General features: G+C 45.3%; 19 protein-coding genes. 7 read left to right on the top strand and 12 right to left on the bottom strand.

All coding sequences use genetic code 11. From position 1 onward, the window contains the following. Positions 1-93: 93 nt before the first annotated feature. Positions 94-1,689: a peptide chain release factor 3 gene (locus tag LZG73_RS15800; RefSeq protein ID WP_233851811.1), complete on the top strand. Its 1,596-nt coding sequence runs from the start codon at positions 94-96 to the stop codon at positions 1,687-1,689. 78 nt (positions 1,690-1,767) lie between these two features. Here LZG73_RS15800 and LZG73_RS15795 read toward each other — a convergent pair whose 3' ends face one another. The 4 genes from LZG73_RS15795 to LZG73_RS15780 all read right to left on the bottom strand — a co-directional run bounded on the left by LZG73_RS15795 (position 1,768) and on the right by LZG73_RS15780 (position 3,957). Beyond that, on the bottom strand, positions 1,768-2,139 hold the full coding sequence (locus LZG73_RS15795) for a hypothetical protein (protein ID WP_233851801.1): 372 nt from the start codon (positions 2,137-2,139) through the stop codon (positions 1,768-1,770). Between the two features lie 66 nt (positions 2,140-2,205). After that, a complete protein-coding gene (locus LZG73_RS15790; protein ID WP_233851798.1) occupies positions 2,206-2,949 on the bottom strand; it encodes a DUF3307 domain-containing protein in 744 nt (247 codons plus the stop codon). Further along, complete coding sequence (locus tag LZG73_RS15785) at positions 2,946-3,584, bottom strand: SatD family protein (protein ID WP_233851792.1); 639 nt, start codon at positions 3,582-3,584, stop codon at positions 2,946-2,948. The genes LZG73_RS15790 and LZG73_RS15785 overlap by 4 nt, the downstream gene beginning before the upstream one ends. A gap of 82 nt (positions 3,585-3,666) precedes the next feature. Next, complete coding sequence (locus tag LZG73_RS15780; RefSeq protein ID WP_233851781.1) at positions 3,667-3,957, bottom strand: hypothetical protein; 291 nt, start codon at positions 3,955-3,957, stop codon at positions 3,667-3,669. A 79-nt stretch (positions 3,958-4,036) separates the two neighbouring features. Between LZG73_RS15780 and LZG73_RS15775 the strand changes: the two genes are divergently transcribed. Both LZG73_RS15775 and LZG73_RS15770 read left to right on the top strand, forming a co-directional pair. Then, on the top strand, positions 4,037-7,063 hold the full coding sequence (locus LZG73_RS15775) for an amidohydrolase family protein (RefSeq protein ID WP_233851776.1): 3,027 nt from the start codon (positions 4,037-4,039) through the stop codon (positions 7,061-7,063). Between the two features lie 27 nt (positions 7,064-7,090). Next, the gene (locus tag LZG73_RS15770; protein WP_233851773.1) at positions 7,091-8,413 is read left to right on the top strand and encodes an amidohydrolase family protein; all 1,323 of its coding nucleotides are present in this window, start codon (positions 7,091-7,093) and stop codon (positions 8,411-8,413) included. Between the two features lie 37 nt (positions 8,414-8,450). Here LZG73_RS15770 and LZG73_RS15765 read toward each other — a convergent pair whose 3' ends face one another. The 7 genes from LZG73_RS15765 to LZG73_RS15735 all read right to left on the bottom strand — a co-directional run bounded on the left by LZG73_RS15765 (position 8,451) and on the right by LZG73_RS15735 (position 19,391). Continuing rightward, positions 8,451-9,290, bottom strand: a complete 840-nt coding sequence (locus LZG73_RS15765) for a S1 RNA-binding domain-containing protein (RefSeq protein ID WP_233851761.1) — start codon at positions 9,288-9,290, stop codon at positions 8,451-8,453. Positions 9,291-9,339: 49 nt separating this feature from the next. Continuing rightward, positions 9,340-11,745 carry a TonB-dependent receptor gene (locus LZG73_RS15760; protein ID WP_233851753.1) on the bottom strand — a complete coding sequence of 802 codons (2,406 nt, stop codon included), beginning with the start codon at positions 11,743-11,745 and terminating at the stop codon, positions 9,340-9,342. A gap of 169 nt (positions 11,746-11,914) precedes the next feature. Beyond that, positions 11,915-13,243 (bottom strand): TolC family protein, encoded by a 1,329-nt coding sequence (locus LZG73_RS15755; RefSeq protein ID WP_233851751.1) that lies wholly within the window; start codon positions 13,241-13,243, stop codon positions 11,915-11,917. 49 nt (positions 13,244-13,292) lie between these two features. Next, entirely contained in the window at positions 13,293-16,382 is a 3,090-nt protein-coding gene (locus LZG73_RS15750; protein WP_233851747.1) for an efflux RND transporter permease subunit, read from the bottom strand. A 39-nt stretch (positions 16,383-16,421) separates the two neighbouring features. Then, the gene (locus tag LZG73_RS15745; protein ID WP_233851742.1) at positions 16,422-17,519 is read right to left on the bottom strand and encodes an efflux RND transporter periplasmic adaptor subunit; all 1,098 of its coding nucleotides are present in this window, start codon (positions 17,517-17,519) and stop codon (positions 16,422-16,424) included. Positions 17,520-17,667: 148 nt separating this feature from the next. Continuing rightward, entirely contained in the window at positions 17,668-18,915 is a 1,248-nt protein-coding gene (locus tag LZG73_RS15740) for a chorismate-binding protein (RefSeq protein ID WP_233851739.1), read from the bottom strand. Between the two features lie 50 nt (positions 18,916-18,965). After that, the gene (locus LZG73_RS15735; RefSeq protein WP_233851736.1) at positions 18,966-19,391 is read right to left on the bottom strand and encodes a hotdog fold thioesterase; all 426 of its coding nucleotides are present in this window, start codon (positions 19,389-19,391) and stop codon (positions 18,966-18,968) included. Positions 19,392-19,476: 85 nt separating this feature from the next. On the opposite strand from LZG73_RS15735, the gene LZG73_RS15730 reads away from it, so the two are divergent. The 4 genes from LZG73_RS15730 (at position 19,477) to LZG73_RS15715 (ending at position 22,914) form a co-directional block, all read left to right on the top strand. Next, the gene (locus LZG73_RS15730; RefSeq protein ID WP_233851726.1) at positions 19,477-20,121 is read left to right on the top strand and encodes a histidine phosphatase family protein; all 645 of its coding nucleotides are present in this window, start codon (positions 19,477-19,479) and stop codon (positions 20,119-20,121) included. A 102-nt stretch (positions 20,122-20,223) separates the two neighbouring features. Beyond that, positions 20,224-21,291, top strand: a complete 1,068-nt coding sequence (locus tag LZG73_RS15725) for a sensor histidine kinase (protein WP_233851724.1) — start codon at positions 20,224-20,226, stop codon at positions 21,289-21,291. A 45-nt stretch (positions 21,292-21,336) separates the two neighbouring features. Further along, entirely contained in the window at positions 21,337-22,071 is a 735-nt protein-coding gene (locus LZG73_RS15720; RefSeq protein WP_233851722.1) for a LytTR family DNA-binding domain-containing protein, read from the top strand. 30 nt (positions 22,072-22,101) lie between these two features. After that, on the top strand, positions 22,102-22,914 hold the full coding sequence (locus LZG73_RS15715) for a DUF3298 and DUF4163 domain-containing protein (protein ID WP_233851720.1): 813 nt from the start codon (positions 22,102-22,104) through the stop codon (positions 22,912-22,914). Here LZG73_RS15715 and radC read toward each other — a convergent pair whose 3' ends face one another. Then, positions 22,915-23,619 (bottom strand): RadC family protein, encoded by a 705-nt coding sequence (radC, locus tag LZG73_RS15710; RefSeq protein ID WP_233851718.1) that lies wholly within the window; start codon positions 23,617-23,619, stop codon positions 22,915-22,917. Positions 23,620-23,650: the final 31 nt, after the last annotated feature.

Raw genomic sequence — 23,650 nt, 5'->3', positions numbered from 1 at the left:
AGCGAATGTTCTGCGTTTAAAGACGCGATAATTTAGGGCCGCTCCGGTTAGGGGCGGCCTTTGTTTATTCTTATCTTTGTGCAAATTTTAGATATGAGTAATTTACTAGAGATAAAGAAGCGCCGGACATTCGCAATCATCAGTCACCCAGATGCCGGGAAAACGACGCTTACTGAAAAATTGCTGCTTTTCGGAGGCGCGATTCAAACTGCGGGAGCGGTAAAATCCAATAAAATTAAGAAAACCGCGACTTCCGATTTCATGGAAATTGAGAAGCAACGTGGAATCTCGGTCGCTACTTCAGTAATGACCTTTGAATATAAAGACCTGCTGATCAACATTCTCGACACGCCTGGTCACAAGGATTTTGCAGAAGACACTTACCGCACATTAACCGCAGTCGACAGCGTAATTCTGGTTATTGACTGCGTAAAGGGCGTTGAGGAACAGACCGAAAGGCTCATGGAAGTGTGCAGAATGCGCAACACGCCGGTGATTGTTTTTATCAATAAGCTCGATAGGGAAGGCCAAAATCCATTTGAATTGCTGGATGAGCTGGAAACGAAATTGAGCATCCGCGTTCGTCCGCTGACGTGGCCGATCAATATGGGCGTCAATTTCAAAGGCGTTTATAGCTTGTATGAGCAAATGCTTTATTTCTTCAAAATCAACAAAACGAAGATCGAAAACGACGTTGCGAAGGTGAGTTTGGAAGACGAAAATCTTGCGAATCTGCTTGGAGAAAGGGATGCATCGCAGCTGACCGAGGATGTAGAACTTGTGGAAGGCGTTTATGATGTGTTTTCAGAAGAGGCTTATCAGAAAGGTCAGTTGGCACCTGTTTTCTTCGGAAGTGCGATCAATAATTTTGGCATTAAAGAGCTTTTGGATACATTTTGTGAAATCTCTCCAATTCCGCAGCCACGGCCGACGGACGTTCGGGAAGTTTCGCCAATGGAGCCCAAGTTCACTGGTTTTGTGTTCAAAATTCACGCTAACCTGGACCCAAGACACCGCGACCGCATTGCGTTTTTAAGGATTTGCTCCGGGAAATTCGAGCGGGGGAAATTTTATAAACACGTCAGAATGAACAAGGATGTTCGTTTTTCGAGTCCATTTACATTCATGGCTTCTGCTAAAAGCGTCATGGATGAAGGCTTCCCGGGCGACGTTGTAGGACTTTATGACACGGGCAGTTTCAAGATCGGCGATACATTGACAGAAGGAGAACATCTTCAATTCTCAGGAATTCCAAGCTTCTCGCCCGAGATCTTTAAAGAACTCATTAACCTTGATCCAATGAAATCAAAACAATTGGAAAAGGGCATTCAACAACTTACTGATGAAGGAGTTGCGCAGCTCTTTACATTGGATTTAGGAAATCGTAAAATCGTTGGGACGGTTGGTGAACTTCAATTTGATGTAATTCAATATCGTCTGGAACATGAATATGGCGCAAAATGCCGCTGGGTCCCGATGAACATTTCATGCGCTTGCTGGTTGACAGCGGATGAAAAACCGGCTATGGACCAGTTTGTTCGTCTCAAAGGAAATCAGATCGCTTACGATAAGGACCGAAATCCTGTTTTTCTGGCAGAATCTGAATGGATGATTCGCATGAACAGGGAAAACAATCCAGCCATACATTTTCACTTCACGTCGGAATTCAAGACGGAAATGGCGATTTGATCAATTTTGAATGAGTGAATGAGTGAATGAGTGAATGTTTAAAATTTATTCAGTCATTCACTCATTCAAAATTCAAAATTAATTTCTCCCACGCGGCCCTCTGCTTCCTCCTCCGCCACCTCCGCGGCGATCTTCTAGCATTGTTTTGTATTTTTCCTGCTGTTCGACTGTCAGGATTTTGGCCACTTCATTGTTGAAAGTTTCCATGGAAGCCCTGATTTGATCCCGGTCGACCGTCTGTGCTTCTCTGAGCTCTTTCACCTTCTGGGCTCTTGCCAGACTTAAATTATAAATCTGCTTTTGCTGATCTTCCGAAAGATTTAGCTTCTCATTCATTGTCTTCACCTGATTTTCAGCACGCTTTTCCGGAGTCATATCCGAATCCTGACGTTGGGCAAAAGCGGTGATGCTGAAAAACGCCAATAACATGGCCATCAATGTTTTTTTCATGGTTACAAAGTTTAGTTACCGGAGTTAGAGCGGTTTATTTTGCCAAGGTTTAATCAGCAACGGATTTTAGTACAATGTTTTGACCACCAGCGCCACGGCAATTGCGCATGTATAGCTCATTAATGTGCCCACCAGCACATATTCTGATTTTTTGCTGATGTAAGCCGCGGATATTTCACCACTCGCGGACTTGTCATTATAACGCAGCAACGATTTCGCTGCAATCAGAAATCCAATCGCGGAAAACTGGCTTACCAGCACAAAAACGAAAATCAGCAATCTTTCGGACATGCCAATCCAGCGGCCTGCATTGGCCAGATTATCGTCTGCATTCGGTGCCAGTGCTGCAAGTTCTTCACGCCAAGGTTTTGTTAAAATGCCCACAAAAAAGGAAATAGGAGTCAGGGAAATCAGCGCTCCTGAGAGGATGGCAAGCGTTTTTGTTGTGTAAAGCCATGCTTTGAATGTATCCAGGCCTACTGGAAACTTATTTGTAATGACAAGCGCAGTGATGGCAATGCTGATCACATGCGCAATCTGATCGCCAGCGAACCAGGCCAATGTTCCCTTTTTGTCAAAACTAACCTTTAAAATGTCGATAACACCATGAGCAAGACCGAGTGCAATGGCAGGAACTGGATCGGTCCAATGGCCTAACAAAATGTAAGAAACAACAATTACGAGGACAATGTGCAGGTAAAGAAACTTGGAGCCGAGCGATTTTTCTCTTTTGTCAATGACCCATTTCGTGGGCTGCCAATAAAAATCAACCAGAATGTGTGCGAGCAGAAGCTGTAAAAACTCGATCATGATTTTGTTTTTGTGTATAGTGATAAATGTTTGGGAAAGGTAGCCAGAAAATTTTCAATCGCCCACCATTTTGATGCAGCAACTCTTTGACTGGCCGCTGGCTGGCTGATTCCAAGCTGCTCTGCGATTTGGGTGATGGTTTTTTTCTGAAGTAATGCCAAAACCACTTCGCTTTGGGAGACGGTCCAGTTTTCAATGAGGGTTTCAAGCAGATCCAATGACGCATTCAAGGGCTCGGAAGGAGTAGGCAACGCAATTCCTATCCGCGCTTTTTGTTTTCGGATATTATCCGCCAGTCGCCCCGACAAGCGAAATGCTTCTCCGTCAGACGTGCCCGCACGATCGGTAAGCTGCTCCGTTTTCCCTATGCCGATTGCAATCCGTAAGTCCGTGTTCGTGGCGTGCTTGCGCATGGATGCACGTGCAAGGATCGCGGCATGCATGGCTTCATTATAGTTCTTCAAAACTCCCTGAAAGCTGTCGCCCCGGTAAATTTCGGGTTTGAGTGCCCAGTCAAAAGATGGATCATTGCGCAGCAAATCAATCATTTCATCTAGCCATGCTGTGGTTTTTTCACGTGGATAGCGCGTTGAGTTAACCATATCAGCGGTGATTACAGCCTGATATTTCTTCATAGGATATAAGCTTTAAACCTTATAATTACCAAATATAAGGTAAAAGCCTTATATTTCTAATATATAAGGTTAAAACCTTATGTTACTTAGTGAATGATTGGGCTAAAAATTCCCACTCTTCTTGCAAAGATCCCTTAAAAACCGCCTCTCCGGCACGTTTGTACCAATATCCGGCATTCCATGTGTCGCCTTCAACCCGATGCAGATACGCATGCAAACGATCATAAATGGGTGTGCCTTCTTTGCTCTGCGCAATGTTGTGAGCGGCTTCCCAATCATCATTAGCAGCATGCCAGAGCGCTTTTAGCGGTTCTGAGATGTTTTCCGGCGGTGTGGGCAATGTGACTGATTCTTTGAATTGATTGTAATTCATTTTGAAAAGGATTAGAAATATGGCTTAGTAATGCAAACATAAGTATCTTGTAAATCTTACTGCAATCAAACAGCAACATATGTTTAAACAATTATCAAGCCTGCTGACCTGTCTGACGTTCAGCATAATTTGTCACGCGCAGGAAACATTCCCTCAAAACGGAGCTTATGACGAACGACCGGGACGCTATGCATTCACCAATGCCACCATCGTAGTCGATTCCAAAACCACGATCCTGAAAGGGACAATGCTTATCGAAAACGGCGTGATACGCGAAGTGGGCAAGCCAGTGAAAATCCCTGCCGGAACGGTGGTGACAGATTTGAAAGAAAAATACATTTATCCTTCATTGATTGACCTGGATTCGGATTATGGAATGCCGGAAGTGAAGCGGGAAAGAGCCGCTGGCGGAAGGCAGACGCCACAATTGGAATCCAATAAAAAGGGCGCATTCGGCTGGAACCAGGCCATTCAGCCCGAAAATGACGCGAGTCAGACATTCACTCCGGATGCTAAGAAAGCAGAAGAACTCAGGAAAATCGGTTTTGGGACAGTCTTGATCCATGACCATGACGGCATTGTGAGAGGAAGCGGCGCAATTGTGACGCTCACCGATGAAGGCGCAAATAAAGCATTGCTAAAAGGGAAAGCTTCGGCTCATTTTTCATTCAGTAAGGGATCTTCATCGCAAACTTATCCGTCGTCCACAATGGGCGTGGTGGCATTACTAAGGCAGAATTACTACGATGCAGACTGGTATGCTAAAACTGACAAGGCCAAGGAAACGAACTTGTCGCTGGAAGCATTTAACCAGATCAAAACGCTTCCCGCTTTTTTTGAAACCAATGACAAATACAGCGTCATGCGCGCCGATAAAGTGGGCGATGAGTTTGGTATTCAATACATTATCAAAGGCGGGGGAGACGAATATCAGCGTTTGAAGGAAATTAAGGCAACAAAAGCGACGCTGATTTTGCCGCTCGCATTTCCAGAAGCTTATGATGTTGCCGATCCCTGGGATGCGGATTTGGTGAGCATGGCTCAGTTGAAACATTGGGAAATGGCACCGAAAAATCCTTCGGAAGTTGCGAAGGCAGAAATTCCTTTTGCATTGACCGCGACGGGACTCAAAAGCAAAGCTGACTTCTGGAAAAACCTGAAAACGGCCGTTGAATACGGACTGCCGAAAGAAAAAGCATTGGAAGCATTGACCACCATTCCTGCCAGCTTAATCAAGGCGGAAGGGCAGATCGGCAGTTTGAAAAGTGGCTTACTGGCCAATTTTATCATCACTTCCGGCGATCTGTTTGGTAAGGATAATGTGATTTACGAAAACTGGATCCAGGGTAAGAAATTCATTCTGGCGCCGATGAATGCCCCCGATGTTCGCGGAACTTATGCGCTGACATTAAACAATCAGCCCTCGGGTAAATTGCAGATCACGGGTGCAGCCGACAAGCCCGAATACAAAGTGATCGTGCGCGATTCTGTGAAAATAACGCCCAAGGTCATTCTTTCGGATAAGTTGCTCACAATGACTTACCAGCCTGAAAAGAATGCGGGAACCATCCGCCTGACGGGCTGGCTGAGTGGAACCGGCTTATCGGGTGAAGGCATTTTACCAGATGGAAGCGTTGTTCCATGGACTGCCGCTTTATCTGAAAAATATCAGTCAGTTGCTGCGAAAGATTCCACGATTGCAAAAATTAAAGAAACAGGCGCTGTTTATTATCCTTTCGTAGGTTTTGGAAATGAAACATTGCCCGCGGCTGAAACGGTTTTAATAAAAAACGCAACCATTTGGACAAACGAAAAAGAAGGGATTTTACAAAACGCTGATGTAATCGTGCAGAATGGTAAGATCAGCAAAGTGGGAAAAGGCCTTTCGGCGCCGTCGGGAGCAAAAACGATTGACGGAACCGGAAAACACCTGACCAGCGGCATCATTGACGAGCATTCGCACATTGCCCTTTTTACCATTAACGAAGGCGGGCAAACCAGCTCGGCAGAAGTTCGGATGAGCGATGTAATCAATCCGGACGACGTCAACATTTACCGACAGCTTGCGGGTGGCGTAACCACGTCACATCTGCTGCACGGATCTGCGAATTCAATCGGTGGACAGAGCGCTCTGATCAAGCTGAAATGGGGCGCGAGCCAATCCGACATGCTGATTCCGGAAGTGAAGACGATCAAGTTCGCTTTGGGCGAAAATGTGAAGCAATCCAACTGGGGCGATATTGTGAGAACGCGTTTTCCGCAAACGAGAATGGGCGTTGAGCAAGTGTTTTTCGATCATTTTCTGCGCGCCAAAGATTATGCGGCATCGTGGAAAACTTACAATGCAAGTTCCAAAAAACAGGCTGCTAATGCGCCAAGGCGCGACATTGAACTGGACGCACTTGCTGAAATCCTGGCGAGCGAGCGATTCATAACCTGCCATTCATATGTGCAGTCGGAGATCAATATGCTCATGCACGTTGCCGATTCGCTGAACTTCAAGATCAACACATTCACACACATTTTGGAAGGTTACAAGCTTGCCGACAAAATGGCGAAACGCGGCATCGGTGGCTCAACATTTGGTGACTGGTGGGCTTATAAAATGGAAGTGAAAGAGGCGATTCCATACAATGCTGCCTTAATGTATCATGAAGGCGTGACGGTTGCGATCAATTCGGACGATGCAGAAATGGCGCGCAGGCTCAATCAGGAAGCGGCGAAAACAGTTGAATATGGCGGCGTTCCCGAAGCGGAAGCCTGGAAAATGGTGACACTGAATCCTGCCAAATTATTACACATTGATAACAGGCTTGGAAGCGTAAAAGCCGGAAAAGACGCAGATCTGGTGCTTTGGAATGTGCATCCGTTGTCGATTTATGCCCGCCCGGAGTTCACTATGATCGAAGGCGCCATTTATTTTGACCGGAAAAAAGATGAGGAAAAGCAAAAAACAATGTCCGTTGAACGTGAAAGGCTGATCCAGAAAATGCTGGGCGATAAGGCAGAAGGCAAGCCAACGCAAAAACCACAGGCGACGCAGCCAAAAATGTGGCATTGCGAGGACATTGTAGGCGTCCACACCGAGCACGAGACGTCACATTAATTTTCATCCAGATTTTAACTCATTGTTATGTTAAAAAATAAATTTATAATTCCACTTACCAGCTTGGTGCTGAGCTGCGTTTCGCTCATTCCAGCCAGTTATGCGCAAAATCCGGCTCCTGCAATTGCGCAGTCCAAATCCATTTTCGTAACCGGTGCGACCATTCATGTGGGCAACGGACAGGTGATCGAAAACGGCGTCATCGCATTTGACAAAGGCATTATCACGCAAATAGGAGCGTCCGGATCGGTTACCAGCGGAAACGGCGCCGAAGTGATTGACGCAAAGGGAAAGCACATTTATCCCGGCATCATTTCACTGAACACAACGGTTGGTTTGCAGGAAATTGCTTCTGTGCGCGCAACATTGGATTATAACGAAATAGGGCAGGTTAACCCGCATGTGCGGGCACTCGTGGCCTATAACACGGATTCCGAAGTTATTCCGACGCTTCGTGGCAATGGGATTTTATTGTCTCAGGCGGTGCCACAAGGCGGCGTGATTTCTGGTTCTTCTTCTGTTTTTTACATGGATGGCTGGAATTGGGAAGATGCAGTTTTGAAAAAAGATGACGGGATCTGGATCAGTTGGCCGCCATTCCTGGCCAGCAGCTTTAATTATGAAGATTTTACAGTTTCGGTTAAAAGGAACGAGAAGCGGCAGGAAGTTATCAATGTGTTTCAAGCCACTTTTACAGATGCAAAGGCTTATGCTGAAACGCAAGCTCCAAATCCCGTAAACTTGCGTCTGGCCGCTATGAGGCCGCTTTTTGACGGCTCTGCTAACCTTTACATTCGCGCTGAATATGGGAAAGACATCATTGAGGCCGTGAATTTTGCCAAAGAAATGGGTGTCAAAAAGATTGTTGTTGTCGGCGGAGATGAGTCTTACAAGGTCGCCGCTTTTCTGAAAGAGAATCAGATTCCTGTCATTCTGAACCCGACGCACCGCCTGCCAGGCCGTGTGGATGAAAACGTGTATCTTCCTTATGAACTTCCGGGAATGCTGCACAAAGCAGGCGTAAAGGTTGCCATAACTTATGCGGATGAATGGTGGCGCACGCGTAATCTGGCATTTCTAGCGGGAACTTCCTCAGGTTTCGGCAATGTGACGCCCGAAGAAGCATTGCAGTTTGTGACCAAAAATGCAGCGGAAATTATCGGCGCCGATAAGGAAGTGGGAACATTGGAAAAAGGAAAGCAGGCATCATTTCTGGTCACAACCGGCGATATGCTTGACATGCGCGGCAATGTGATTCAAATGGCCTTTATCAAAGGTGGCAAAGTCAATCTGGACGATAAACAGAAGCGCCTTTACGAGAAATATAAGGAGAAATACGGGACAAAATGATCATAAAGAATGCCGGTTAACAGCCGGCATTTTTGTTTCAATCTTCGTTAATCAGCCGAATTCCGTCGTCGCCGATTTTGATGAGACCTTGCTTATAAAGTCCTCCAATGGCTTTTTTGAAGACTTTTTTGCTGATCTGCAATTTTTTGTAAATATCCTCCGGCGAACTGTTGTCCGACAAATTTAGAAAACCGTCCGTTTTTTTCAATTCGTCCAAAATGTGCTGCGCAGTTGGCTCTACAACTTCATAGCCCGTTTTTTGCAGGCTCAAATCGAGTTTGTTCTCTTCTCTGATTTTCTTGATATAACCCTTTAACGAATCGCCGATCTTAATCTCACGAAAGACTTCATTGCCATAAATAAGGCCCTTATGATATTGATTTACAATGGCATTATAACCCAAATCGGATTTTGAAAAGATAAGCAAATCGACCTCATCACCTTCACTGACAATCAGGCGCTCATTTTCGAGAAAGCGGTCAATTTTGGTGGAAGCGATCAGGCGTGAAGATTTTTGGTCCAGATAAAGGAAAACCACATGCCATTCTCCCACCTGCATGGGCGTGCTCTGCTCGCGGAAGGGCACGAAAAGATCTTTTATCAATCCCCAGTCCATAAAAGCGCCGTGCTCGGTAACGTCAGTCACTTCCAGAAATGCGAACTGGTTGCGCACGATCTTGGGCGTCTCCTTTGTCGCGACAGGCCTGTCTTCCGAGTCCAGATAAACAAACACTTTAATGGTGTCGTCGATCTGCATTTCATCCGTCAGATATTGATTGGGCAAAAGCACTTCCTCGCCTTCGACATCGCTTAAAAACATGCCGACGCTCGTTAGACGCTGGATGGTAAGGTGATTATATTTTCCTATGAAAAGCATTCGATATTATTACAAAGTTTGCGCAAATGTAACGGTTTCGACCGTAGAATCAGTCTTCCTCGTCACTGCCGCCTTTGTTATCCGAGTTTTGCTTCTCTTTCGAGCGGTTCAGGCGATAAGCGAATGTTACTAAAAATTGCCTCGTCCGCCATTGAAATTCGGAGCGCGAGTAATAACCCGCATTCTCGACAATGTTGCGCCTTTTTTGAGAGTTGAGCAAATCACGAACACTGGCCGTAACTGTTCCGCGACCTTTCAAAATATCCTTCGAAAAACCCAGATCAATAAAATAAACAGCCAAATCTCTTCCCTGAGTGGTTTTCCTCGGGGCACGATAGTTGAATGATGACTGGAAATCAACGGATTTGAAAAGAGTCAGGCGAGATGAAAGGCGGCTTGTCCATGAATAAGTGTCGCTTTTTAAGACCTTATCATTATAAAAACCCTCATTAATGGCCCTGAAAATGTTGGCATTGGCCGTAAGTTTCCACCAAGGCGCGGGGTCATAAGTTAAGTTGAACTCGAAGCCGTAAGAATCGCCCGTTGCGAGGTTGATGGGCGTAACTGTTGTAAATCCAGTGGAATCGACCGAAGTGATATTCTCAACGACACCCAATCTGTGGCGATAATAAATGCTGGACAGGAGTGAGCCTTTGGGCATATTCAACAAATGTCCGGCCTCAAACGAATGTGTGAATTCGGGATTAAGCAACGGGTTCCCAGCGCGAAAAACGCGAGAATCGCTGAAATTCGAAAATGGCAGCAAGTCGCGGAAATTGGGTCTGCTGAGTCGGTAACTGTAACTGAGCTGCACCGTTTGCGCATCTTGCAATTTATACGACATGTGCACGCTCGGAAATAAATTGAAATAACCGCGGTGATTGCTTTGGTTGGTCTTTTTCAGCTCGGTTGTAATGTCTGAATATTCACCACGAAGACCGGCTTGCAGGAAAACCTTCCCAAATTGATTGCTGGCCATTACATAACCTGCGTGAATTTTTTCATCATAAGCAAACCGGTTGTCATATTGATCCAGAATACGCCAATCGCCCTGCTCATCCTGCTGGTGGACTGAGAAATCGTTGTCTAGCAACCGGACCGAACTTTTAAGCCCAGCCTCAATTTTCCCGTCTTTCCCAATGGGTTGAATGTAATCGAGCTGTGCAAGGAAAGTTTTTTCATCTTCCGTGTTAAAGGATCTTTGGAAAATTCCTGTTGCATTTATGTTTGAAAACTCCTTAAACTTTGCTGATTCGGTTTCGTCACTGATAATGTATTTCCCATTGAATGTCAGGCTCTGGCCTTTTTTATCAAACTTCTTTTCATAATTCAGCGCTCCTTCCAGATTAATTCTTGGTTCGGTTTCACGCTCTGTCCTGGTCACGGTTTGGGTCAGGACATTGTTCATGTCAAAATCCCTGTATTGCAACTCGGAATTGTTGTTATTCATTGAGTTACGATAAGAAACTGTTGCTGTGATCGTGTTGAAATTGTTTAAAAAATAATCCAAACCGACCATAAAATTATTAGAAGTGCCGGATCTGTTTCGGGCTGTGCTTTGCTCGTAAACAAAGCTCGTGTCCGCGCTGTTGTAAGCTTGTCGGGAGTTGCCGCGGCCGGGTCCTTCTCGATACATGAGGCCGTAATTGGCGATGAGATTCACTTTTTTTCTGCGATAATTGAGGTTAAATGATCCGCCGAAATTGGCTGGATAACCCGCAGTGGCAGTAAACGAACCATTCAATCCATAGCGGACATTTTTCTTCATCACAATATTCAAAATCCCGACTTCACCTTCCGCATCATAGCGCGAAGAAGGATTGGTAATAATTTCAATGCTTTCAATAAGGTCTCCCGGAATTTGCCTCAATGCCTCCGCAGGATTCAGTCCAACCATTCCTGACTGCTTGCCATCGATCAGAATCCGCACATTCTGGCTTCCTCTTAATGCAACATTTCCTTCAACATCCACGGTTACGGAAGGCATATTATTTAAAATGTCGGACGCATTGCTTCCGATGTTGCTCAGGTCTTTTCCAACATTGAAAACGCGCTTGTCAAGTTGCAGCTCCATCTGGCTTTTTTCGCCTCTTACAAGCAGTTCTTCCAAAACTTTTGCATTCGATTTTAATGAGATAATTCCCAAGTCAAGATCTTGAGCTGCGAGGTTTATATTGGGGACAATCTTCTCATCCAATGTGAGATACGTGATTTTGAGAAAGTAATTGCCCGCCGTTGCAGGGATTGCAAAAAAGCCTTTATCGTCCGAGGCAATGCCGCCGGTCAATGTTGAATCTTTGGCAGAATACAAGGCAACATTGGCAAACAAAACGGGATTTTTATCTCCATCTTCCAGCTTCCCCTTGATCGAAACGGTCTCAGCCGGCTCCTCCTGGCCATAGACGCAAATGGTCGTGAGCAATGTGATCAGCAGGCAATGCAGAAGATTTCTCATAAAGCTGGTTGAAGGAAGTAAGTCCGTTAGACGGGGAAGTCATGAAAAGGTTTAATGACTTTTTAATCTTATTCGATTGCATAGGAAAATTATGTGCCAAAAACGCCTTAACATAAAAAACGAGCTGACTTGTTTGAAAGTCAGCTCGTTGCATTTCGCAAAATGACGTTTATTGTAATGAATTGCTCAATCTTTTTAGCTCAATTTCGGCTGCTTTGGCTGCATAATTCAAATTGATCATTCGGTAACCGGCGTCCTCGAAACTTCTCTGCGCCTCACGAACATCAATGATTGTTGCTTGAATCAGCTCAAAGCGTTGCAATGTTAGGGAAAGCAATTGCCTGCTGAGGTCGTAATTGAGTTTCTGCGTTTCAAGTTGTTGCAATGAGCTCAAATAAGTTTGATACATTTTCACAGCCCCCGCATTGTAATCGCGAATAATGGTGCTGCGCTGTAATTTGGCACTCGAAGTGTTTATTTCAGCGACTTGCTGTTGTCTTTTAAATGCTGATCCATTGTAAATCGGAATGGCCAGCGAAAGACCCGCATTCGGTCCCACCGCTCTGTTTAGCAATGTAAAGCCCGCTGCATTCTGGTTTCGCGAATAATTGAAGGCTGTGTTAAAACGCACTGTTGGATAACGCAATGCAGCCGTTTCTCTGACAATCAGCTCGTTAATTTTGATCTGGCTGTCAGCTGCTTTTACGTCCGCATTCGTTGTGATCCGTTCCAGAATCGTGTCCAGGTTCATATTATTATCGACCATTATGGTGTCTTTAATCGTCACCGCGGCCTTCGGATCAAGGGTTAAGATGCGCAAAAGCTCTGTTTTGGCAACCTGCGCCACCATTTGCTGATCAAGCAGCGTCTGGTTTAAAGTGTTAAGGTCAATTTGCGCTTGAAAAATGTCTGCATTATTGGCCATTCCAGCTTCCTTGCGCACTTGCAGAATTTCAAGACGTTTTTCCGACGCCTGAATGGAAGTCCTGACCGTATTGACATAACTCAATTGCCGCACGACGTCATAGTAACTCGTCATCACCAGCGCAATCGTATTTTGGATTTGCGAATTCAGGAGTTCAGCACTTTGATTTTGCAACTCAGCCAGCCGTTTTTTGGTCGAAACAACCCTTTTTCCATTGTATAAAAGGATTCCGACATTCAAACTCGCCTGGGTGTTGTTTCCAGCTGCTGCATTCCTGTTGATCTCTGTTCCGTCGGTCAGCTTCTGATTAATCTGCGTAATTTGCTCCGTGTTTGTGGCGGCGGCAGTAACGAGTGGCAAACCGCCTGCGACACCGTAATTGTTTAAAAGTGTGTTTGCTTCGACATTGTTTTTCGCGATCTCGATCTCATAACTGTTTTTCAGAGCAAGTGCAATGGCATCATCAAGCGTGATAGTAAGACTGTCGGCCGGCGTTGAAAAGGCATTGCCCGCCGCGAGCAAGAGCATTAGCAATAGGTTTTTCTTACATTTCAAAATCAGGAGTGGGTTCATGCAACGTCAATGATTGATTTATAAAATATCTGTTCAAGTGGTTTTTCGCTTAAACAGCAAGTTCTTCTTTCATTTTTTGTTCCTCTGTCAACTTCGGTTTTCTAGGCGAAATGAATGTGTAAACCGCCGGGATAACGAACAAGGTGAGCACAAGCGAGAACATCAGACCGCCCACGATCACAACGCCAAGCGGAACGCGGCTCGTCGCAGCGGCTCCCAGGCTGAGCGCGATAGGCAATGCGCCGAATGCAGTTGCAAGGCTCGTCATTAAAATCGGTCTCAAACGCTGTGTTGCTGATTCCACTGCCGCCGCCATTCGTCCCATTCCCTGCTCGCGTTTTTGGTTTGCAAATTCCACGATCAAAATCCCGTTCTTGGTTACAAGTCCAATGAGCATGATCATTCCGATTTGAGAGAAAATATTGATCGTCAAATCAAAAAGATAAAGACTCAAAAGCGCACCAGCCAATGCAAGCGGCACGGTGATCATGATTATGAATGGATCTGTAAAGCTTTCAAACTGACCTGCAAGCACCAGATAAACAAGCAACAAGGCCAAGCCAAATGCGAAACTTGTGTTGGATGAGCTTTCTTCGAAGTCACGTGACGAGCCCACCAATGAGGTCTGGAATGATTCGTCCAGTAATTTGGCGGCAATCCTGCGCATGGCTGCAACGCCGTCACCAATGGTTTTGCCTTCCACAAGCGAAGCAGAGACGGTTGCGCTTTTATAACGATTATAGTGATAAATCGTCGGCGGGCCGCTCTCTTCTTTCATTTGGACAACCGCAGTAAGCGGAATGTTTTCACCCTGATTGTTCCGAACATAAAGTTTAGAAATGTCCGCAGGCTTGTTCCGTTCTGTGCGCTCAACTTGCCCGATCACCTGATATTGCTGCCCGTTCATGATGAAGTAGGCAAGCCTTCTCCCGCTAAAAGCAGATTGAATCGCACCGGCAATATCCGTTGTCGATAACCCCAGATCTCTGGCCTTCAACCGATCAATGGTTAGGCGGATCTCAGGCTTATTGAATTTCAGGTTTACATCAATATTCTGGAAGGTTGGATCTTGGCGCGCTTCTTCAAGGAATTTTGGTAAAACATCGAAAATCTTACCGAAATCAAGATTTTGCAGAACAAACTGAACCGGCAAGCCACCTCTTGAACCCTGACCAACGGAGATCGTTTGTTCTTGTGTCGCGAAGATCCTGGCATCATTAAAGCGAGCCAACTTCTTGTTGATTTCTTGCGCAAGATCATTCTGGCTTTTCTTCCGTTCATCGGCCGGAACAAGTCCGATACGCGCCGTGCCGCTGTTTACGCCACCACCACCAAAGCCGGGCGTCGCTGAAAACGTAAATGCCTTTTCCGGAATCGAATCATTTAAGAAATTGGATAACTGATCCGAAATCTGCTGCATTTGGTTAAAACTCGTGCCCTCAGGCGCAGAAAGGTTAAAACGAATGCTGTTCCGGTCTTCCATTGGAGCAAGCTCACTTTGCAGATTCGAATAGGTGAACCAAATGAGCACGCCGCATGCCGCAACGAGCACCCAGGCAGCCCAGCGAATTTTCATAAAGCCACGCAATGACCTGTTATAGCCATCTTCCATGCCGGTAAAGAATGGCTCTGTTTTGTCATAAAACCAGCCGTGTCCCACCTTTTTCCGGTTTAGAAACACGTTAAGCACCGGTGTGATCGTAAGCGAAACGAATGCTGAGATCAAAACGGCCGAAGCAACCACAATCCCGAACTCCCTGAACAAACTTCCAACAAAACCTTCCAGGAAAATTACGGGAAGAAACACAACGGCCAGCGTCAGCGAAGTAGAAATTACGGCAAAAAAGATTTCCCGGCTTCCTTCCAATGCCGCCTGTCGAATGGGTAGGCCGCTTTCCAGCTTTCGAAATATGTTTTCCGTGACGACGATCCCATCATCGACGACAAGTCCGGTTGCCAGCACAATGCCGAGCAGGGTTAGGATATTGATGGAAAACCCAAACATATACATGATGAAAAAGGTCGCCACCAGGGAAATCGGAATGTCGATGAGCGGCCGGATTGCCACGACGAAGCTTCTGAAAAAGAAGAGAATCACAATTACAACCAGTGCAAATGCAATCAGCAGGGTTTCTTCCACTTCCAAAATCGACCTGCGGACAAGCAACGTGTTATCGAGAAGCACATTGAATGTGATGTCTGATTTATTGGATTTTTGAATCTCGGCCAGACGCTTGTTGAATTCGTCAGAAATTTCGACATAATTGGCGCCGGGCTGCGGAATAACGGCCAAGCCAACGGCATACATTCCATTGTATTTCCAGCTTTGTTCTTCGTTTTCAGGACCGAGCTCCACTTTTGCAACATTAGCAAGGCGGACGATGCCGGCAGAATCATTTCTGATAACGAGGTCGCTGAATTCTTTTTCACTCGTAAGCCGACCCATTGTTCTGATGGTCAGCTCCGTGTTGTCTCCGTAAATTTTACCTGCGGGAAGCTCGACGTTTTCAGCACTCAGCGTATTTGAAATATCATTGAAGGAAATGCCATAAGCGCTCATTTTGTCTGAATCCAGCCAAATGCGCATTGCATATCTTTTCTGCCCGAAAATGTTGATTGCACTCACGCCATCAATGGTTTGCAAGCTTTGCTGCAACACATTTTCTGCATATTCACTTAGTTCCAAAAGACCTTTGGAAGGGCTTTGAACAGCCAATAAAAGGATGAAATCACTGTTTGCATCGGCCTTGCTGACAACGGGCGGCGCATCCACATCCTGCGGAAGGTTGCGCTGCGCCTGGCTAACCTTGTCACGAACATCATTCGCCGCGCCTTCTAAATCTGCTTCCAGGTTGAACTCAACAGTGATGTTACTGGAACCGATCTGGCTGGAAGAACTGATACTTTTAATGCCGGGAATGCCATTGATGCTTTTTTCAAGCGGCTCAGTGATCTGGCTTTCAATGATATCGGCATTCGCGCCGGTGTAACTCGTGCGAACATTCACCACGGGCGGGTCAATGGCGGGATAATCACGCAGCGATAGAAAGTTATAGCCTACAACACCAAAAAGAATGATGAGCAGGTTCATAACCACAGCCAAAACAGGCCGTTTCAGGGATAATTCGGAAATATTCATAAAACAGGTTTCAAAGGAATAGTCAGTCTAAACTCCAACTTACATTGCAACTTTCACGCTTTTTACGCTTCTCACTTTCACAGGAGCATCAGGACGGGCAAATAAGACACCCGAAACGACCACAGTATCGCCCACATTCAGACCACTTGTCACTTCCACCACATCCTCGCGTCTGTCCCCGGTTTCAATGCTCACGAACACCGCTTTGCCACCTTTCACGGTAACCGCTTTTTTGCCCTGGGCTTCCGGAATGATGGAGTTTGTGGGGATGAGGATACTGCTTTTATTTGAACTTGAATTTAAATATACTTTGGCAAATGATCCCGGGCTGGTCGCTCCCGAATTCAGAACGGCACGAACTGTAATGTTTCGGGTTGCCTGATTAACCTGCGGCTCAATGGCGATAATGCGGGCACTCGCGCGCTTGCCACCATTCTGATCAAGCAGCACTTCTACATTCGATCCTTTGGAAATAAATCGCTGGTAACTCTCGGGAATTGTAAAATCAATGCGGAGGTTGGAGAGTTGCTGCATCGTCGCAATGACATTGCTTGGAGAAATATAGGAGCCTTCGCTCACTTTTCGCAATCCAATCACCCCGGTGAAAGGAGCGCGAACAACCGTTTTGTCAATCAATGCTTGTGTGTAAGCCATATCCGCCTTTAATGTGCTGACCGAGTTTACAGCCACATCGTAATCGGCCTGGTTGATGCCGTTGACAGCAACCAATTGCTTCAACCTGTTTTCTGTGGTGACGGCGAGGTCGAGCTGCACTTTTGATCTGTTCAACTGCGCCTGCAAATCAGCGTTGTTGATGCGGGCTATGACCGTGCCTTTGGTGACAGTTTGTCCTTCCGGAACATTCAAATAAGTGAGCAATCCGCTCACTTCCGGCCTTAATTCGGCAAATTCATTGGCAACAATGGTTCCGTTGACTTCGACTTTATCACTTACTTTTTCTGACTTGGCAATGATCACATCGACAATGGTTGGACCGCCGCCACCTTTTTGCTGGAAGGTGTCTTTTTTTTCTTTACATGAAAAAGTCGTGAGGAGCGTGCCCGAGAGAAGGAGAATGGAGAGGTTTTTATTCAGGTTCGGTAATTTGAAAAATACCGAATTTGTGTTTGACTTCATAAAATTTATAATTCCTGGTCGTAAAAGGTTTAGGGGTCCTAAGATCTGATTAATATTAATTTTAGGCAGTTTCCCAAAATTATATATTAAAGTAAAACCTATTGGACTTTTTTCTACTATAAAAGTTTAAAACCAGAAAATATATTTTTTAGAATTCTTGCGCGATTACTTTTAATAATGTGTCACATTTCATTTCGGTTTCTTCCCATTCTCTTTCCGGAATGGAGTCTTCGGTGATTCCCGCTCCTGCAAAAAACGTGGCGGTTCCCTCCTTAAATCTTACCGTGCGCAGATTTACGAATAAATTGGTGTCGCCGCTAACCTGTGCCGGTCCCAAAAAGCCGCTGTAAAATGAGCGGTCGTATCCTTCTATTTCTGATAAAAATTTAAGGCTTGGAGTTTTCGGAACACCGCAAACTGCTGAGGTCGGGTGCAATAATTTCAGCATAATGGACGCCAGCTCGGGGAAGTTCAACGCAATTGTATCTATTTCAAAATCAGTTCGCAAGTGATACAAGTTGCCTGCTAACACAGTCTTTGGGCCAGTCTCGGTGTATTCGCGCAGCCGGATTTTTTTGAAACATTCAACAATATAGCGGCTTACCAATGCTTGTTCTTCAATTTCCTTTTCACCCCACCGAATGTCGAATTTTGGAATGAGTTCACCGGCTGCATTGCGTGCATTTTGCGTTCCGGCGAGTGACATCGTCCTGAAAACACCTGCTGAATCCTGGCGCACAAGTGCCTCAGGACTTGCGCCAAGCCACATTTCATTGCATTCGGGCAGATTCACCAGTGAAACAAATGCATGCGGATATACTTTTGCCAATTTGCAAAAAGCTTTTGCAGGCTGAAAATTCTCAGAATACGACAGATCCTTGGTTCGGGATAAAACAACCTTTTTAAACTGGTTCTGACGGATTGCCGAGACTGCCAGTTCCACAGTCCGCTGGAAACGCAACCGCGCGTCCATATCTGGCATTTCAGGCACGAGGAGCGGACTTACATGGCTGTCGGCTTGTGGAAGTTCTTTTTCAGCATTGGCCAAATGCACAATGCGGGCAACATCCGGATGCTCCTCGCCAAGCTTGTTGTCAACGCTTTTGATCTGATTGTCTTCTGAAAAAGTAATAATAATGTCGCCTTCCAGGAAAAGGACTTCCTCGTCAACCGCCCAGTGAAAATTGCTCATTACGAACCCAGGAGATAATTTTTCTAGATCAGGCTGGCATTTTTTAACCCCATCCTGAATGGAAATCAGCAGTTGAATTTCACTTTTATGTGGTAACCTCCATAATGCCGAGGGAAATCCGAGTTGCCTGGACGCTTTCCAGAGCGCTTCTATTTGCAATCCCTCAAATATGGAAACTTTGGAATCGGTTTGAATTGAAAGCATTTATATTGAAACGAAAAGAATTATCAACTATAATATTTTGCAAATTAAGGTCAGCGGTCCGCATTCACAATAGCGACGGTGAGCCTGCTGATGCACACGAGTTTATCTGCCTCATTCTTGATTTGTATATCCCAAATGTGTGTGGTCCTCCCCAAGTGAATCGGTCTCACCGTGCCATAAACGAAACCTTCCTTCACAGAACGAATATGGTTGGCATTGATTTCAAGTCCAACGGCATGTTGCTTTTCCGGATCGGGAATGCACAGGAATGAGGCAATGCTGCCCAATGTTTCTGCCAGCACTGCGGAAGCACCTCCATGCAAGATGCCAAAGGGCTGATGTGTCCGCTTGTCTACTGGCATTCTTGCAGTTATATAATCCGTTCCAATCTCGGTAAACTCAATTCCCAAGTGGTGCGAAATCGTGTTTTGACTAAAAGAATGAAGCGCATCAAGCGTGATTGTTCTAGTAAACATATCTAAAAATTATATAAATTTGTGTCGGCTGTAAAGGTTAAAAACAAAGTATTTGCAAAATTAATATTTAAATTATCCTATTATCTTGAAAAGAAAGTCTATCTATCTCATTCGCCACGGTGAAACAGATTTTAATCGCAGAGGGGTTGTTCAGGGAAGTGGTGTTGATTCCTCGCTTAACGAATGGGGAGAAGCCCAGGCGGCTGCTTTTTTCAATGCTTACCAACATGTTCCTTTTGATAAAATTTACACCTCTGATTTAAAACGAACACAGCAAACTGTTCGTGGGTTCATCAAATTAGGGATACCGCACGAAAGCTATGCGGGACTCAATGAAATATCCTGGGGAAACCGCGAAGGACGCGAGCCAAACACGGGGGACAACAATTATTACCGCGAGCTTGTGACAGCCTGGAAGAATGGGCAGGTCGATCTTGCAGCAGAAGAAGGCGAAAGTCCGGTGGATGTTCGCGCGCGCCAAATCCCTGTCATTGAGACGATTCTCTCACGACCACACGAAAGAAACATTCTGATTGCCATGCACGGCCGCGCCATGCGGGTTTTGCTGACAACGCTTTTTGATCAGCCGCTGGTAAAGATGGATGATTACGAGCATAGCAATTTATGTTTGTATAAAATCAATTACTCTTACGAAGCAGAGAAATTCGAATTGGAGGTTTCCAACGACATTACACATTTGTTATCACTGGAAATACCCCAAACTTTGTAAAAACCGCTTGTGTAGATTCGTCTCCTTTGGTGTATTTGTACGTCCAACTGTAACGCGCATCGATACATTTGCCAGAGTACAAACAGCACAACAGCGATATTCATGTCCAAAAAACGTACTTATTGGACGCTACAAATACTGGGCTGGACCTTACTTATCATGTTCGAGTATGTTCCATATGCCCTTGAATTCGGTTTTGAAGCCGGCGTATTTTACACAGCACTCGCCAATATCCTTTTAGGCATCTGCCTCACCCACGTTTACAGACTGGTTATCCAAAAGTGGAACTGGTCATCATTACCGCTTCCAAGGCTTGCATTGCGCGTTATCGGGTCCGTTTTATTATTGGGCTTGATCATGACGCTTGTCAATCAGCCGATGGACCGTAAGGTTTTAGAGCAAAATCTGTTGAATCAGCCATTGGTTTTTTGGGGTTATTATGCCAATTGGTGTAAAAATCTGCTTGCGTGGATCTTGTCTTACACGGTTTACCATTATATAGAACAAACCAGGTTGGCCGGTTATGAAAAGATTATGCTTAAAATGTCGATGCGGGAGGCTGAGGCGAAGGTTTTGCGTTCACAGCTTAATCCGCATTTCACATTCAATGCACTGAACAGCATTCGCGCGCTTGTGTTTGAAGATCCCAAAAAAGCACAGCTCAGCATAACGCAATTGTCCAATATTTTGAGAAATTCATTGCTGGCCGACAGACGGAAAACGGTTGATTTGCAGGAAGAGCTCAGAACGGTTGAGGATTATCTCGAACTCGAAAAAGTGCGTTACGAAGACCGCTTGCGCTATTCCATAACAACCGATACACAAGCCATTTACTGGCAAGTTCCGCCGATGATGCTGCAAACATTGGTTGAAAACGGCATTAAGCATGGCGTTTCCAAGGAAATGGGAGGCGGCTTTATCAATGTAAAATCAGAAATTAACAACGAATTACTGATCATCACCATTCTGAACTCGGGTAATCTTGGCGACACAGATTCGGGTGGTGTAGGGTTAAAAAATACTGCTGAGCGGCTTTCAATTTTATATGGAAAAGCCGCCACTTTCCGCATTTTTCAGGAAAAGCCTGATGTCGTTTGTTCAGAAGTAAGAATTCCAATGTTATCGGAAGGCGTGATGATGGTAGGAGAGGAGACGGGAAAAGTAGCCTGACAAGTTTTATCAATTTTAAACTTATTTATTCCTAACTATTTAGCTATGAGGACTCTGATTGTCGACGACGAACGCCTTGCAAGAAATGAATTGAAAAGATTGTTGGAGCCTTACACCAAAATCGACATTGTAGGCGAGGCCGCCAATGCTGAGGAAGCGCTGGTTATGATTGAGGAATTGCAGCCGGAGCTGCTTTTTCTGGACATTCAAATGCCTGGCAAAAATGGTTTTGAATTACTTTCATCAATTGAGGGAAAAAGCCCGGAAGTCATTTTTACAACGGCTTATGACGAATATGCGATCAAGGCTTTTGAATTCAATGCATTGGATTATTTGCTAAAACCAATTGATTCAGAAAGACTTAAAGATACAATTCACCGTATTGAAGAGAATCAGGCACAGCCAGAAACGCCTGCTCACGCGCACGAGCGTGCTGAAAAAGTGCTTGGCGAAAATGATCAGGTTTTTGTTAAAGACGGCGAGAAATGCTGGTTTGTCAAATTAGGCAAAATCAGGCTTTTCGAGTCGATGGGCAATTACGTTCGTCTGCATTTTGACGACCAGAAACCATTGGTTTTGAAATCGCTTAATAATTTAGAAGAGCGCTTGGAGCCGAACACTTATTTCCGCGCAAATCGCAAGCATATTATTAATTTGCATTGGATCGAAAAAATTGAACCCTGGTTTAGCGGCGGATTGCTGGTAACCTTGCAAGGAGGCGACAAAATCGAAATTTCACGTCGCCAGGCCATTAGGTTCAAGGAGCTTATGAGTTTGTAAGCCATCTTTTTCACTCGATCTCAACGTCATATGCGCTTAACTGCAATTTGCCTATCCCTTTTTGTCATCCTATTCATTGCCGGTTGCAACCGCTCCGGCGAGCAAAGTGGCGAATCCACAAAAAATATGCTGAGCGGAGCGCCCCGAAAAAGTGAATTCGGGGGTTGCGACAGCACAAAGAATCAGGGGATCTCGATCCGACTCAATCTGTGGGAACCAGCCGATTCTGGAAAAGTAGGCACGGCGATCAGGGACATTCTGACCACAAAATCCATTCAAAGGATCAATTCATACGGAGATTCGGCTAGCATTGCGGCCAATCCGGGAGCAAGCCGAAGCATTAAGGATGCGTATGAAGTCTTCGAGAAAAATTACAATGGCTTCAAAAAGGATTTCCCGGAAGCGCCGGGTTGCTGGGCAGTCGAGCTGAAAGGTGACACGGTTTTTTCCACGCCCAAAACGCTGTTTTATCAATTGGATCATTACGCATTCACGGGCGGTGCGCACCCCAACAGCTTTCGTTCTTATCACGCCTTCGATTTGAAAACGGGCGGCGAACTGCAATTGAAGAGCTTTGTTTCTGATTCCGTTGCCTTGACCAATCTGGTAGAAAAATATTTTAGGCAAACTGAGAAAATTGCTCCCGAAATTAACCTGGAAGAAGAAGGGTATTTCTTACTCAACAATCAGTTCGCCATTCCCGTCAGCTGGGTTTTCACGCCGAAAGGAATTTTATTTTACTATAACCCATACGAAATTGCTCCCTACGCGAGAGGCGCAATTCAATTTACGATCCCATACGCCCAGCTTGAAGGCATTATTGATAGAGAAAAGGTTTTTTAATTACATCTGACCTTCGTCTTTAAAGCTGTAATAACCATTGTCGGCAAAAATCATGTGATCCAAAACGGGCATGTCAAGCAATTGGCCTGCCTCTTTTATTTGGCGCGTGAGCTGCGCATCCGCTATGCTCGGCATCAACTGCCCGGAAGGATGGTTATGAACCAGGATCACGGAACTCGCCAGATTTTCAATGGCAAGCTTAAAAATCACCTTAATGTCCACAACAGTGCCCGAAATGCCTCCTATGCTGATTTGGAGCGTGTGCATGACATCATTTGCGCGATTTAGCAGCAATATCCAAAATTCTTCATTGGGCTTATCCAGCAGATATTGCTTCATTTCTTCATAGACGGACTTGGAATCGATGATTTTCCGTTTCTGCTTTTCGACCAGATCATCACGTCGTCTTCCGAGTTCCAGCGCGGCGAGGATTGTAATTGCCTTCGCTTCCCCAATTCCCGGATGCTTTTTAAGATCATTGACGCTCACCCGAGCCAGCTTATTAATGTTGTTGCCGACGGTTTTCATAATGATTTTCGCAAGATCGACTGCGGACATTTCTGTTGTCCCGGAGCCGATTAAAATCGCAATCAGCTCCGCGTCTGACAATGCCGTGCGGCCTTTTAATATGAATTTTTCACGTGGCCGGTCTTCTTCTGACCAGGCCAGAATCCTTCTTGGGTTTTTGTAAGCAACTTTTGTCATAATGGATTTTATAGGTTAAAATCCTTTGACG

Source organism: Dyadobacter sp. CY326, assembly GCF_021390515.1.
Taxonomy (GTDB): Bacteria; Bacteroidota; Bacteroidia; order Cytophagales; family Spirosomataceae; genus Dyadobacter.
This window is presented reverse-complemented; position numbering and strand designations above follow the sequence as displayed.